11 protein-coding genes are annotated in these 13,696 nt (G+C 71.1%); 3 read left to right on the top strand and 8 right to left on the bottom strand.

The features are described 5' to 3' along the window. Positions 1-5 precede the first annotated feature (5 nt). Genes AB0C27_RS00350 through AB0C27_RS00360 form a run of 3 tightly spaced genes read right to left on the bottom strand, consistent with a single transcriptional unit; the run spans position 6 to position 3,120 of the window. Complete coding sequence (locus AB0C27_RS00350) at positions 6-803, bottom strand: carbohydrate ABC transporter permease (protein ID WP_357835446.1); 798 nt, start codon at positions 801-803, stop codon at positions 6-8. Further along, positions 787-1,728 carry a sugar ABC transporter permease gene (locus tag AB0C27_RS00355; RefSeq protein WP_357835449.1) on the bottom strand — a complete coding sequence of 314 codons (942 nt, stop codon included), beginning with the start codon at positions 1,726-1,728 and terminating at the stop codon, positions 787-789. The genes AB0C27_RS00350 and AB0C27_RS00355 overlap by 17 nt, the downstream gene beginning before the upstream one ends. A 15-nt stretch (positions 1,729-1,743) precedes the next feature. Next, positions 1,744-3,120 carry an ABC transporter substrate-binding protein gene (locus tag AB0C27_RS00360; protein ID WP_357835453.1) on the bottom strand — a complete coding sequence of 459 codons (1,377 nt, stop codon included), beginning with the start codon at positions 3,118-3,120 and terminating at the stop codon, positions 1,744-1,746. A 423-nt stretch (positions 3,121-3,543) separates the two neighbouring features. On the opposite strand from AB0C27_RS00360, the gene AB0C27_RS00365 reads away from it, so the two are divergent. After that, positions 3,544-4,656: a LacI family DNA-binding transcriptional regulator gene (locus AB0C27_RS00365; RefSeq protein WP_357835456.1), complete on the top strand. Its 1,113-nt coding sequence runs from the start codon at positions 3,544-3,546 to the stop codon at positions 4,654-4,656. Positions 4,657-4,713: 57 nt separating this feature from the next. On the opposite strand, the gene AB0C27_RS00370 is transcribed toward AB0C27_RS00365, so the two are convergent. Next, positions 4,714-5,586, bottom strand: coding sequence for an NAD(P)-dependent oxidoreductase (locus AB0C27_RS00370; RefSeq protein ID WP_357835459.1), 873 nt, complete (start codon positions 5,584-5,586; stop codon positions 4,714-4,716). Positions 5,587-5,891: 305 nt separating this feature from the next. Between AB0C27_RS00370 and AB0C27_RS00375 the strand changes: the two genes are divergently transcribed. Both AB0C27_RS00375 and AB0C27_RS00380 read left to right on the top strand, forming a co-directional pair. Next, on the top strand, positions 5,892-6,911 hold the full coding sequence (locus tag AB0C27_RS00375) for an NAD-dependent epimerase/dehydratase family protein (RefSeq protein WP_357835462.1): 1,020 nt from the start codon (positions 5,892-5,894) through the stop codon (positions 6,909-6,911). Positions 6,912-7,004: 93 nt separating this feature from the next. Continuing rightward, complete coding sequence (locus AB0C27_RS00380) at positions 7,005-9,317, top strand: glycoside hydrolase family 3 N-terminal domain-containing protein (protein ID WP_357835465.1); 2,313 nt, start codon at positions 7,005-7,007, stop codon at positions 9,315-9,317. 129 nt (positions 9,318-9,446) lie between these two features. On the opposite strand, the gene AB0C27_RS00385 is transcribed toward AB0C27_RS00380, so the two are convergent. The 4 genes from AB0C27_RS00385 to AB0C27_RS00400 all read right to left on the bottom strand — a co-directional run bounded on the left by AB0C27_RS00385 (position 9,447) and on the right by AB0C27_RS00400 (position 13,506). Then, positions 9,447-10,445: a Gfo/Idh/MocA family oxidoreductase gene (locus tag AB0C27_RS00385; RefSeq protein ID WP_357835468.1), complete on the bottom strand. Its 999-nt coding sequence runs from the start codon at positions 10,443-10,445 to the stop codon at positions 9,447-9,449. Beyond that, positions 10,442-11,380, bottom strand: a complete 939-nt coding sequence (locus AB0C27_RS00390; RefSeq protein WP_357835471.1) for an aldo/keto reductase — start codon at positions 11,378-11,380, stop codon at positions 10,442-10,444. The genes AB0C27_RS00385 and AB0C27_RS00390 overlap by 4 nt, the downstream gene beginning before the upstream one ends. Before the next feature lie 92 nt (positions 11,381-11,472). Next, complete coding sequence (locus tag AB0C27_RS00395) at positions 11,473-12,630, bottom strand: mandelate racemase/muconate lactonizing enzyme family protein (RefSeq protein ID WP_346114658.1); 1,158 nt, start codon at positions 12,628-12,630, stop codon at positions 11,473-11,475. Positions 12,631-12,660: 30 nt separating this feature from the next. Further along, positions 12,661-13,506: a hypothetical protein gene (locus tag AB0C27_RS00400; RefSeq protein ID WP_357835475.1), complete on the bottom strand. Its 846-nt coding sequence runs from the start codon at positions 13,504-13,506 to the stop codon at positions 12,661-12,663. Positions 13,507-13,696 lie beyond the last annotated feature (190 nt).

Here is a 13,696-nt window from a genome sequence, read left to right on the forward strand (position 1 = left end):
CTCTCCTACTTCAGGGCGCCGGCCGCCAGGCCGCGCTCGAACAGTCCTTGCAGGCAGAGATAGGCCGCGATCTCGGGGATCGCAGTGATCACCGCGCTGGCCAGGACCTTGGTCTGGTCGTTGCTGAACTGGCTGACGAAGAACTGCGGCAGCAGCGTGATCGTCTGCTTGGCCGGGTCCTGGATGAGGACCAGCGGCAGCAGGTACGAGTTCCACGCGCCGATCAGCGTCAGCACGATGATCGCCGCGCCGATGGGCCGCGTCATGGGCAGGACGATGTAGCGGAAGGCGGTAAAAACGCCGGCGCCGTCCACCCGCGCGGCGTCGAACAGCGAGTCGGGCACCCCGTCGATGAACTTGCGAGTGAGCAGCACGGCGAAGGGGATCTGCAGCGCCGCCAGCGGCAGCACGACCGCCCAGTACGTGTCGTACACGCCGAGGGCCAGCGTGGTCGCGAACAGCGGGGTGAGCAGGACGACCTCGGGCAGCGTGAGCGCGGCCAGGATCAGCCAGAAGTAGACCTCCTTGCCGCGGATGCGCAGCTTGGAGAAGCCGAACGCGGCCAGCATGGTCAGCACGTACACGATCACGATGGTCGAGACGGCGATGATCGCGCTGTTCCTGAAGAACGTCCCGACCGCGCCGACCGCGAACACCGCCTGGTAGTTGCCCAGCCCCTCGCCCGCCAGCGAGCCCTGGACCATGGCGACCAGGGGGAACACGTACGGGATGATCAGCAGGGTCGCGAAGAGCTGGAGGAGCAGCCGCGTCGAGCGGCGACGGGCCTCAAACACCGGGCTCACGGTCCTTCCTGTTGGCACGGGCGGCGACGGCGATCGCGCCGAGCAGCGCCAGGACGAGCAGCATCACCGACAGCGCCGCCCCGTAACCGACGTGCGCCTGCGGGATGCTGACCCGGTAGATGTAGGTGCCGAGGAACTCGGTGGCGTAGTTGGGCCCGCCGATGGTCACCAGGTACGGCACGTCGAACGTCTTCAGCGCCCCGATCACGCCGAGCATGGCGAGGGCCACCGTCGTCCCCCTGACGCCGGGCCAGACGATGCTGACCAGGATCCGCAGGTTGCCCGCGCCGTCGGTGCGGGCCGCCTCCAGGGTCTCCGGGTCGATCTGCCCCATGGCCGCGTAGTAGAGGACGAAGGTCAGGCCGGTGAACTCCCAGACGGTGATGAACATGATGACCGGCATCGCCGTGCTCGACTGGGCCAGCCACGGCTGGGCCAGGAAGCCCAGCCCGAGGTGCTCCAGGGTCCAGTTGAGCTGGCCGTCGGCGGCGAACATCTGCCGGAACACCGGCGCCATCGTGGCCGGCGCGATGACGACCGGGGTGAACACGAGCACCTTGTAGACGGCGGTGAGCCTGATCTTCGAGTGCAGCACCGCCGCGAAGACGAACCCGATGAGGGTCTGCACGGCGAACGTCACCACGAAGAACAGCACCGTGTGCCAGAGCGCGAGCCAGAACACCGGATCGGCCAGGATCTCGGCGTAGTTGCGCGCGCCCACCGGCGTCGGGGTCGGGCTCGTGCCGTCCCAGTCGAGCGTCGAGAGGTAACCGGTCTCGATGATGCAGTAGTAGATGAGGCCGACGACGAGCACGAAGGCCGGGGAGATCCACGGCAGGCCGGAAGGACGCAGGTTCTTCCTGTTCCGGCGGGCCGTGGGAGGTGTGGCGGACGGAGGGCGACGGGTCTTGGTGATGGAGGTCATGAGCTTCCCGCGCGGCTACTTGATCTTCTCGGCGGTGCTCTGCAGAGTCTTCGCCGCCTCTTCCGGCGTGGCCTGCCCGGCGGCCACGGTGGTGGACGCGACGCCGATCGCGGTCTGCAGGTCGGCGCTCACGGTCGCCAGCCGCGGCTCGCTCGACTTGCCCGCGTCCGTGATCAGCTTCTCCAGCGCCGGCCGCTGCACCTCGGGGTTGACCAGCTTGACCGCGTCCCAGTTCGGCTGGGCGGTGGTCAGCGCGGGGATGTCGTTGAGAATGTCGGCCACGGCCTGCTGGCCCTCCTTCGAGGTGCCGAGCCAGGTGACGAAGGTGGTGGCGGCGGCAATGGACTTGGATCTCTTGTTGACGGCCAGCCCGAAGTCCGCGTCACCGTAGAGTGCGCCGACGTTGCCGGTGCCCGCCACGTCGGGGAACGGGATCGGGAGCTGGGTGAACGGCTTCGGGTTCGCCACCCCGGCGCCGGAGATGGCGTTCGTGCTGCCTTCGACCGTGGAGTACTGCATGTACCAGGTGCCCATCATCACCATGGCGTACTTGCCGGACATGAAGCCGTTGTTGGCGTCCGGGTACTGCTGCACCCCGAGCGCGCCCTCCTGCATGATCCCGTCGTCGAACAGCTTCTTCCAGATGGTCAGCGCCTCGACGATGGCCGGGTCGGTCCAGGAGGCCTCGCCCTTGAGCGCCTTCTCCCACACGCCCGGCTTGACGTTGTCGGTGATCGCCTGCAGCGTGTCCTCGTTGAACGCGGGCTGGCCGGCGCCCTGCACGAAGCAGCCGACGTCGTGGGACTTGAAGGTCGCGCAGACCTTCTTCCACTCGTCGTACGTCTTCGGCGGGGTGAGCTGGTACTTGTCGAACAGGTCCTTGTTGATCCAGACCGTGCCGGCGAAGACCGAGCCGACCGACAGGCCGGCGAGCTTGCCGTCCGTGGTCAGGCTCGACACCCCGATCGGGGCCAGCTTGGACTTCCAGTCCGATCCGAGGGCCTTCTCCACGGCGGGCGTGAGGTCGACGGCGTTGACCCCGTAGATGCCGACCGAGCCGTTGGCCGCGCCGGGCGCGACGGCGAAGACGTCCGGGCCGACCGTCGAGGCCAGCGCCGGCCGGATGGCGGCGTCATAGCCGTCGATGGTCAGCTTCTTGAAGGTGACCTTGATCTTCGGATACGCCTTGTTGAACGCCTTGATGTACGTTTCGGCGGGCGCGGCGTCGGGCGTCCACCCCCACCAGGTGATCTCGCCCGAGTCGGCCGCGCCCTTGTCCGCGGTCTCGGTCGAAACTCCGCCCGCACACCCGGCGAGCGCCAGCCCGGTGGCCACGAACAGGGCGGCGGTCCTGCGGAGGCGGCGATTCCTGGGTCGAGGGGATCCCAGCATGTGATCTCTCCTTGCACGTGATGGCACGTACGGGTCGTTTCGACGCCGGGCCACCCGCCGGGGAAACGACGCGGGTCGGGCTCGGGCTCGTGGAGACAGAACGGCCGGACGAACGAGGCCGGGCGGCTCTGCGGTATCAGAAAGTTTCGAAAAGGGTCTGTGCTCGTGAGCAGCGAAACACCGGACGACGTACAGTGTCAAGAACCTCACTCGAATTCGTTTCCGAGAAGTTTCGAAGAACGCACGGTCAAATGCCCTCGTTCCGACGGGGTCGGGACGGGCGCACGAGATGGCGTCACCGCCGGGCGCTTCGGTGAATATCCCGCTTCACCTGGCCTTATATGCTCGCGGACGGAGCCGGTGACTCGGCCGGCGGCGGTGCTACGGTGAAAGAAAGTTTCCGAACCTTCCAGCCTGAGAATGATGAGAGGTGTCGTGGCGACCGAGCAGGAGGAGACCGGCGCGCGGAAGCAGGTGCGGCACGTGGCGCGGCGCCGGGGCGGCGACCGCGTCACGATCGCGGAGGTCGCCCGCGCGGCGGGCGTGTCCGTGCCGACCGTGAGCAAGGTGCTCAACGGGCATGACGCGGTCGGCCCGCGGACCCGCCGCCGGGTCGAGGACGCCCTGGCCGCGACCGGCTACCGCCGCCGCGGCAGGTCCGAGCCCGGCCGGGCCGGCCTGGTGGACTTCGTGATCACCGAGCTGGACACCGCGTGGGCCTGTGAGCTGCTGCGGGGCGCCGAGCAGGAGGCGTACCGGCTGGGTGCCCGCCTGGTGCTGACCGTCACCCACGACCGTCAGGCCCATCCGCGCGAGTGGTTCAGGAGCCTCGCCTCCCGGCGCACCGACGGCGTCGTCCTCGTGCTGTCCAGCCGTACCCGCCTGATCGCCGCCGAGCGGCTGCGCTCGATCGACGCGCCGGTGGTCGTGATCGACCAGATGGGCGGCTACGACCAGGACGTTCCCGCGATCGGGGCCGCCAACTGGGCGGGCGGCTTCGCGGCCACCGAGCACCTGACCGGGCTCGGGCACCGCCGCATCGGCATGATCACCGGCCCCGACGACGTGCCGTGCGGCCTTGAACGGCTCGACGGCTACCGCGCCGCGCTCGGCCGGGCCGGGCTGTCGCCCGAGGAGGAGCTGGTGCGGCGGGGCGACTTCTACACCAGGGGCGGGCGCCGCGGCGCGGCCGAGCTGCTCGACCTGCCCGACCCGCCCACCGCCGTCTTCGCCGGGTCCGACCAGCAGGCGATGGGCGTGTACGACGAGGCCAGGGCCAGGGGCCTGCGCATTCCCGCCGACCTCAGCGTGGTCGGGTTCGACGACGTCGACATGTGCGAGTGGGTGACGCCGCGGCTGACCACGGTGAGGCAGCCGCTCGCCGAGATGGCCGTGCTCGCGGTGCGCAGCGTGCTGGAGGGCGGGCACGCGCCGGGCGAGCCGCCGCCGCGCCTTGAGCTGTCCACCCGGCTGGTGGTGCGGGAGAGCACCGCGCCGTGGCGACCGCCGGCGCGGGCCGCCCGCCGACGCAGGTGAAGGCTTTGACGGCAGGTCAGGGCCGGCGGGTCAGGGTTGCGGGATCAGGCTGCGCGGTCAGGGCTGGGGGACGCCGAGGGCCTCGCGCCAGGTGTGGCGTGGTTCGTAGCCCAGCTCTTCGCGGGCCTTCGCGCTGCTCAGCAGGCTCTCGTACCCCTCCAGCGGGCGACGGGCCGGCACGCCGGGGAACATCGACTCCACCAGCTCGGCCGAGGGCCGGTCCATGAGCGTGTCACGCGCGGCGATGACGTACGCGGGAGCGCCCGTGACCTCGGCGGACAGCGCCAGCCGGCAGGCCAGGGCGGCGTCGCGGACGTCCACGTAGCTCCACAGGTTGAACGCCCGCGCCAGCGGATCGTCCCAGCAGGACGGGAGCTTGCGGTAGTCGGCGGCGTCGTGCACGTTGGACAGCCGCAGGCCGACGATCGGGATGCCGGACCAGGCCGAGACGTGCTCGGCCAGCGTCTCACCGATGACCTTCGACAGCGCGTACGCCGAGTGCGGGTGCGGGTAGTGCTCCTCGTCCACGGGCAGGTAGCGCGGCGGCGCCTGCGGCCCGAACGGGAACCCGAGCGTGGTCTCGCTCGACGTCCACACGACCCTGCGCAGGCCGAGCTTGGCCGCGGCCAGGAAGACGTTGCTGTTCATGGCCGTGTTGTCGGTGAACGTGCGGGCCTCGGGGGCGAAGCCGGGCGCGGGGATGGCGGCGAGGTGGACGACGGCGTCCATGCCGGTCAGCGCGTCGACGGTGTCGCCGTAGTCGGTCAGGTCGGCCCGCATCAGCGGGGTGCCCAGCTCTTCGAAGAAGGGGCCGCGGTCGCCGGGCGCGCCGGTCACGTCCACGGCACGGACGTCGTGCCCGTGCGCCAGCAGATCCTGGACCACGGCGCGCCCGGCCTTGCCGTTCGCCCCTGTCACCGCGATGTTCACGGCCAGCCTCGCTTTCCCGATGGTGTCGATGGGTACGGGTGAGTCGTCGATGCAGTGTCGCAGATCCGGCCGATTCGTCGAAACTCTCCGCATGGGTTCGGTCGCCGCAGGAAGGGCTCTGACCGGCGAAGACACGGCTGGAGCCGGGGAATCTCGGTGGGCCTGCTCCCTTGACGTGCTTCGACATCCGGCTCTACGTTGTGAACGAGCGGTAGAAGTTTCGGAGACATTTTCGAAACGTTTCGACGCGATCCGGAGCCCGAGCCGAGCGCGTCAGGACGACTCACAGATTCCGGAGACTCGTAGTGAAGGTTCTCTACATCGGCGGCACCGGCACGATCAGCTCGTCCTGCGTGGCCGAGTCGGTGCGCCAGGGCATGGATGTGCACGTGCTGAACCGGGGCCGCACCGCCGGTGTCCGGCCGCTCCCCGACGGCGTCACCACCGTCACCGGCGACGTGCACGACCCGGAGTCCATGCGCGCCGCCCTCGACGGCTCCTCGTACGACGTCGTGATCAACTTCCTCAGCTACGGCGCCGAGGACGCCGCGGCCTGGGTGGACCTGCTGGCGGGCCGGATCGGCCAGTACATCCACATCAGCACCGCCTCGATGTACCACAAGCCGGTGCGCAAGGTGCCGATCGTGGAGTCGACCACGCGGTACAACCCCTACTCGACCTACTCCCAGGACAAGATCGCCGCCGAGGACGTGCTGCGGCGCGCGTACGAGGAGCGCGGCTTCCCCGTCACCATCGTGCGGCCCTCGCACACCTACGACGACGCGCGCCCGCCGCTGCCCGGCGACTGGACGGCATGGGACCGGATCGTGCGCGGCGACGAGCTGGTCGTCCCCGGCGACGGCACCAGCCTGTGGACGTTGACGCACGCCGAGGACTTCGCCGTGGGCCTGGTCGGCCTGGCCGGGAACTGGCCGGCGATCGGCGAGGACTTCCACATCACCTCCGACGAGGTGCTCACCTGGAACGAGATCTACGACGTCATCGCGAAGACGGCGGGGGCCGAGGCGCGGCTGCTGCACCTGCCGTCGGAGTTCCTGCCGATCGTGGCTCCCGACTGGTTCTGGTCCAGCCTGATCGTCGGCGACCTGTCGCACAGCGCGGTGTTCGACAACAGCAAGATCAAGCGGTTCGTGCCCGCGTTCCGTCCGGTGATCACCTGGCCGGCCGGCGCCAGGCGGCTGCTGGAGTGGCGGGCCGGGCACGCCGAGCACGCCCGCCCCGACGCCGGGACGGACGCGCTGCTCGGCCGCCTCGTCGAAGGACACCAGGCCGCGGTGTCCGCGGTACGCAAGCTGGCGCCGTGACGCGGCGTACCGGAATGGACTCAGGATCGCTCGCAGAGGCGACGCGATCGTCCCGGCACGGCGGCCGGGTGGCGAAAGGATTCGTGGACTGACATGGCAGGTGACCGCACCTCCCGCGAGGAGCTCGTCGAGAGCCTGGTCGCCCGGATGAGCCTGGCCGAGAAGGTCGCGCAGCTCTACGGCGTCTGGGTGGGCATCGACGGCGCCGACAGCGAGATGGCTCCGCACCAGCACGAGTTCGCTAGGCTGCACACCGCGTGGGACGACCTGGTGCGCGACGGCCTCGGCCAGCTCACCCGGCCGTTCGGCACCACTCCCGTCGGCGTCCGCACGGGCGCGGCGACACTGGCGAAGACGCAGCGCGAGATCATGGCGGCCGGGCGGTGGGGCATCCCCGCCCTGGTGCACGAGGAGACCCTGACCGGGCTGGCCGCCTGGCGGGCCGCCGTCTACCCGTCCCCGCTGTGCTGGGGCGCGAGCTTCGATCCCGCGCTGGTCGAACGCATGGGCGCGCAGATCGGCGCCACCATGCGGCGGCTCGGCGTGCACCAGGGCCTGGCCCCGGTCATGGACGTCGCCCGCGACCTGCGCTGGGGGCGCGTCGAGGAGACCATCGGCGAGGATCCCCTGCTGGTGGGCACGATCGGCAGCGCCTACGTGCGCGGGATGCAGTCGGCGGGCGTGCTGGCCACGCTCAAGCACTTCGTCGGCTACTCGGCGTCGAAGGGCGGCCGCAACCTGGCCCCCGTGTCGGCCGGCCGCCGCGAGATCGCCGACGTGCTGCTGCCGCCGTTCGAGATGGCGCTGCGGGCGGGCGCCGACTCGGTGATGAACTCCTACGCGGACGTGGACGGGATGCCGGTCGCGGCCGATCCTGCCCTGCTCACCGATCTGCTCCGCGACACCTACGGCTTCACCGGCACGGTCGTGGCCGACTACTTCTCGATCGCGTTCCTGCAGACCCTGCACAACGTGGCGGGTTCACCCGGCGAGGCGGCCGGGCTGGCGCTCGCGGCCGGGATCGACGTCGAGCTGCCCACCGTGCACTGCTACGGCCCGCCCCTGGTCGAGGCGGTCGAGCGCGGCGAGGTGGACGTCGCCCTGGTCGATCGTGCCCTGCGGCGTGTGCTGTGGCAGAAGGCCCGGCTCGGCCTGCTGGACGAGGACTGGACGCCGGAGCCCGACGTGCTCGACGCCGAGGAGGACGCCGAGTCGGGTGACGTCGTGCTGGACGACGCGGAGGCCCGGGCCCTGGCCGGGGAGCTGGCCCGCCGGTCCGTGGTGCTGCTGCGCAACACCGGGACACTGCCGCTGGCGCCGGGCCTGCGGCTGGCCGTCGTCGGGCCGCGCGCCGACACTCCGCAGGCCATGATGGGCTGCTACTCGTTCCCGATGCACGTCGGCGTGCACCACCCCGGCGTGGGCCTCGGCATCGAGGTGCCGACGCTGGTCGAGGCGCTGCGCGGCGACGCGGCCGGCTACGACGTCCGTTACGAGCAGGGATGTCCCGTGACCGGCGGGGACGACGCCGGGATCGCCGCCGCGGCCGGGCTGGCGGCGGACGCGGACGTCTGCGTGGCCGTGCTCGGCGACCAGGCGGGGCTGTTCGGCGGCGGCACCTCGGGCGAGGGCTGCGACGCGACGAGCCTGCGCCTGCCCGGGCGGCAGGAGGAGCTGCTGGAGGCCGTCCTCGCCACCGGCACGCCGGTCGTGCTGGTGCTGCTGGTCGGGCGGCCGTACGAGCTGGAGCGGCAGGTGGACCGGCTGGCGGCCGTGGTGTGCGGGTTCTTCCCCGGCGAGGAGGGCGCGCACGCCCTGGCCGACGTGCTGTCCGGCCGGACCGATCCCATGGGACGGCTGCCGGTGAGCTTCCCCGGCTCCGGCGGCAACCAGCCCGCCACCTACCTCGCCGCGCCGCTGGCCCGGCGCAGCAAGGTGAGCACCGTGGACCCGACGCCGCTGTTCGCCTTCGGCCACGGCCTCTCCTACACCCCGATCGAGTGGACGGCCGTCGCCTCGGACCCGTCGGGGACGTGGGCCACGGACGGCACCTTCGACGTGCGGGTCACGCTGCGGAACGGCGCGGCCGGCACGGTGTCCGAGGTCGTCCAGGTGTACCTGCACGACCCGGTCGCCGAGGTGGCCAGACCCGTGCAGTCGCTGCTCGCCGCGCCCCGGGTGGATCTGGCGCCCGGGGAGACGCGCGAGGTGACGATCACGCTGCACGCCGACCAGACCTCCTACACGGGCGCGTCGGGGCGGCGGCAGGTCGATTCGGGCGCGGTCGAACTACGGGTGGGGGCGTCCAGCGCCGACATCCGCGAGGTCATCGAGGTCTCGATGACCGGTCCGCGGCGGTACGTCGGCTTCGACCGGGTGATGGAGGCGACAGTCAGCCAGGGCTGATAGAGCCGTGTGTCCGGCCGGCGCCCGCAGGGGGCGTCGGCCGGATGCGCGTCATTCGGTCGCCAGCACGACGGCCGGTACCCGCGTCATTCGGCCGGCGCCGCGACACGAACGCCGGCCGTATGTGCGTCATTCGCCGGGATAGCGCAGCCCGATCTGGGCGCGTACCTCGTCCATCGTGCCCATGATCTGGCAGACCTCGTCCGACGGCAGCACCGGGCTCTCCAGCAGGCCCGCGCGCACGCACCGCGCCACCTCCTCGGTCTGGAAGCGCAGCCCGCTGCCCGGCACCGAAAACTCGTAACGCTCGGTCGCTCCGCCGCGCGTGGTCAGCGTGAACGTGGTCGCGCGGTACCACATGGTGTCGATGTCGATGCGCGCCTCGGTGCACGCGATCGTCGCCCGGTTGGGCAGCCACGCCTCCATGGAGGTGGTCGCCACCGCCTGGCGGCCCTCGTCATACCCCAGGACGACGGCGGTCTGCGCGTCCACCCCGGTGTCGCCGGCGTGCGAGGAGGCCAGCACGGACGAGGGACGGCCGAGCACCATGGACATGAAGGACAGCGGATAGACCCCCAGGTCGAGCAGCGCGCCGCCACCGAGGTGCGGGTCGAACATCCGGTGGGCCGGGTTCCGCCGGAACCACACGCCGTGCTCGGCGGTCACCAGCCTGACGTCCCCGAGCCGCCCCTGCGCGAGCAGTTCCCTGATCCGGACCATGTGCGGCAGGAAGCGCGTCCACATGGCCTCCATCAGGAACACGCCGCGCGAGCGGGCCAGCTTCACCAGCTCCTCCGCCTGGGCGCGATTGACCGTGAACGGCTTCTCCACCAGCACGGCCTTGCCGGCCTCGATCGCCGCCACCGCCACGTCCCTGTGCGCGGTGTGCGGCACCGCGACGTAGACGGCGTCGATGTCGTCCGACTCCAGCAGCGCCGCGTGGGTGCCGTGGCAGCGGGGCGCGGAGGTGCGCGCGGCGAACGCCTCGGCCCGCGCGGTGGAGCGGGAGGCCACCGCGACCAGCTCTCCCTCGTCGGAGTGGCGCAGGTCGTCGGCGAACTGCCCGGCGATGCCGCCGGTACCGATGATCCCCCACCGCAGCGGCCCCGGCCTGTAGGTCTTCGTCAACGCAACCACGTCCCGCTCGGCGGAGTCAGCTTGTCCAGTTCGGCCCACAGGTCGCCGGGGATGTCGAGCGAGGCGAGCTCCAGCGTGTGCGCGAGGCGTTCAGGCCTGGTGATGCCGACGACGGTCGTGCTGATCCGCGGGTCACGCATGGAGAACTGCAGCGCGGCGGCGGCCAGCGGCACCCCGGCCCGTTCGCAGGCGCGCCACATCCCGGCGGCGCTCTCCTTGACCTCGTCCGACGCCATCCGGTACGCGTACCGCGGAGCCGTGTCGGGGCCCTTGACGAGCATGCCGCCGCCGAACGGCGCGGCGTTGAGCACGGCCACGCCGGCCTCGGCGCACTGGTCGAGCAGGGGTTCGGCCGACCGGTCGAGCAGCGTGAACCGGTTGTGCGTGATGACCGCCTGGAACACGCCGAGGTTCACGAAGCGCCGCAGCATGTCGACCGGCCCGCCGGCCACGCCGAGGTGGCCGACGAGCCCTTCCTCCTGTGCCTGGACGAGCGCCTCGACCGGGCCGCCGGGGGCCGTGGCCTGGTCGAACGTGATGCGCTCCGGGTCGTGCAGGTAGACGAGCGGCAGGTGGTCCATGCCGAGCCGTTCCATGCTCTCGGCCAGCGACGCCCTGACCCGCGCGCCGGAGAAGTCGCCGCTCGCGTCGGGGTCGACCTTGGTGCTCAGCAGGAAGTCCGCCGGCACGCCGCCGATCTCGCGCAGCACCACGCCGATCCGTCTCTCGCTCTCCCCGCCGCCGTAACTGTTGGAGGTGTCCAGGAACCGGATCGGCCCGTCGAACACCGCCCGCAGCGTGCGCAGGGCCTGGTCGCGGTCCACCTCGTAGCCGTAGATGCCCGGGATGCTGCCGATCGCGCTGGTGCCGATGCACAGCGGCGGGGCCATCAGCCCGGTGGAGCCCAGGGGGCGCTTGGTGAGCATGCTCCTCGTCCTTTCTTCGCGTCCCGCCCTCGCCGTGCGAGGGGTTTCTCGCGTCCCGCCCGCGCCGTCCGTGCGCCGGGTCAGGGCGGGGTTCAGCCGCCGAAGCCGTCCTGGGCGTGGGCGCGCAGGTAGTCGATGTCGAAGTCCAGTCCGAGCCCGGGGCCCGCCGGCAACTTGAGCCTGCCGCCGCTGTTGTCCAGCGGCGTGCGCAGGAACCGGTTGTAGGCCGCCAGGTCGTGACCGCTCGACTCGATGCGGTAGAAGTTCGGCACGGTGATCATCACGTGGCCGCCGGCGACCAGGTTGACAGGACCGCTCGCGTCGTGGGGAGACACCGGCACGTAGTACGCCTCGGCCATGGTGGCGATCTTCTTGAGCTCGGAGATGCCGCCGGTCCAGGTCACGTCGGGCATGACGAAGTCGGCGAGCCCGTTCTCCAGGACCGGGACGAAGTCCCACCGGGTGTGCAGCCGCTCCCCCACCGAGATCGGCACCCGGACCCGCTCGCGCACCTGCTTGAGCGCGTGGTAGCTCTCCGGCGGCACCGGCTCCTCGTACCAGTGGATGCCGCCCGCCTCGTCCAGCGACTGGCCGAGCCGGATGGCCGTGGGCACGTCGAACCGGCCGTGCGCGTCGATCAGCAGCTCCACGTCGGGCCCGGCGACCTCGCGGATGAGCGCGGTCAGCTCCATCGCCTCGCGCTCGTGCGCGCGGCTCAGCCGGCCGTCGAGGTAGCGGTCGTTGCTCTCCGGCTCGCCGGGCGCGTGCGGGAACGGGTCGAACTTGATGGCCGTGTGGCCCGAGTCGACGATCTTCCTGATCTCGTCCTCGACCCCGTCGCGGGTGCCGAAACGGCTCTGGTCGGGGTGGGTGTAGAGGAGCAGGTCGTCCCGTACGGTGCCGCCGAGCAGGTCGCAGACCGGCTGGCCGAGCACCTTGCCGCGGATGTCCCACAGGGCGATGTCGATGGCGCTGGTCACGTTCGTCCCGGCGCCGCGGCTGCCCATGTAGGTGAAGGCGCGGAACACCTTGTGCCAGATGTCCTCGATCTTGGCGGGGTCGTCGCCGACGAGCAGTTCGGTGGCCTGACGCACCATGGCGGCGATGCCGCGGTTGGCCGTGCGCGTGGTGGTGGTGATCTCGCCCCAGCCGTCGACGCCCTCGTCCGTGCGGACCTGGACGAACAGGAACTCACCCCAGTAGGAACCGCCCGACCGGATCAGCCAGGGAACGAGCTCCACGATCTTCATCCGCGCCATCCTCTCACTCGGCCCGCCGCCTCAGGCGGAAGCGCCGCCGTCCGCGTCCCGGCCGCCCGCGCGCACGTCCAGGCTCTCCGCGTCCCGGCCGTCCGCGCCCTGTCCGTTGGCGTCCTGTCCGTTGGCGTCCCCGCCCGCCTGCGCGTCGCGCCAGCGTTCGTACTCGGGGCGGGCCTCCTCCGACAGCGGGTAGTAGGTGCGCAGGTCGCCGCCCTGCGACAGCCGCAGCCGGGAGAACTCCTCCCACTCCGCGTGGCTGCCCGCCTCCGCCAGCAGCGCAGGGGCGAGTTTGATCGGCACGACCACCGCGCCGTCGTCGTCGGCGACGATGATGTCGCCGGGCTCCACGACGGTGTTGCCGCACGCCACGGGCACGTTGACGGCCGTGGGGAAGATGTCGGTCTGCGAGTGGAAGTTCGGCGTCGTGCCGCGCAGCCACAGCCCGAGGCCGAGCTCACGCACCTTGCCGAGGTCGCGGATGCAGCCGTCCACGACCACGCCGACACCCCCGCGCTGCTTGAAGTAGATCATCATCATCTCGCCGAAGACGCCGCTGGCCATGTCGCCGCGCGCGTCCACCACCACGATGTCGCCAGGCCGGGTGTGGTAGAGCACGTGCCGGTGCAACTGCTTCTCCGGCTCGGCGTACTCGTCGACCTGGTAGAGGTCCTCGCGCTTCGGCATGAACTGCAGGGTCAGCGCCGGGCCGGCGACGCAGGTGCCCGGCGTGAACGAGACCGGGCCGCGGATGTGCGCGCTGCGGACCCCGAGCCGGTTGAGCTCGCTGCTCGCGGTCGCGCTCCCGATGGCCGCCAGAGCGCTGACGAGCTCCTCGGGAGGGCGAACGATGTCGTGGGTCTCGATCACGTCGGTTCTCTTTCGGGTCGTGAGCCGGGCCGGCGGTCAGGATTAGTTTCGGAGAAGTTTCGATACTGTGGCTGCAGGTCATCGTAACCCGATCGGCGCCCGAGCGCGATACCCGTGGATCATTCCTCCAGGTCGCCGGGCTGCCCGAGCCGCTTCTCCGCAGGTCGATGTCGGTCCTGAAGAGCCGCGC

It is taken from the genome of Nonomuraea sp. NPDC048882, assembly GCF_040649755.1.
Classification (GTDB): domain Bacteria; phylum Actinomycetota; class Actinomycetes; order Streptosporangiales; family Streptosporangiaceae; genus Nonomuraea; species Nonomuraea maheshkhaliensis.

What these genes read in the sequence shown, in the direction of transcription:
- AB0C27_RS00355 (WP_357835449.1), bottom strand. Translation starts at nt 1,728, where the DNA reads ATGACCTCCATCACCAAGACCCGTCGCCCTCCGTCCGCCACACCTCCC.
- AB0C27_RS00380 (WP_357835465.1), top strand. Translation starts at nt 7,005, where the DNA reads ATGGCAGGTGACCGCACCTCCCGCGAGGAGCTCGTCGAGAGCCTGGTC.
- AB0C27_RS00360 (WP_357835453.1), bottom strand. Translation starts at nt 3,120, where the DNA reads ATGCTGGGATCCCCTCGACCCAGGAATCGCCGCCTCCGCAGGACCGCC.
- AB0C27_RS00395 (WP_346114658.1), bottom strand. Translation starts at nt 12,630, where the DNA reads ATGAAGATCGTGGAGCTCGTTCCCTGGCTGATCCGGTCGGGCGGTTCC.
- AB0C27_RS00390 (WP_357835471.1), bottom strand. Translation starts at nt 11,380, where the DNA reads ATGCTCACCAAGCGCCCCCTGGGCTCCACCGGGCTGATGGCCCCGCCG.
- AB0C27_RS00365 (WP_357835456.1), top strand. Translation starts at nt 3,544, where the DNA reads ATGAGAGGTGTCGTGGCGACCGAGCAGGAGGAGACCGGCGCGCGGAAG.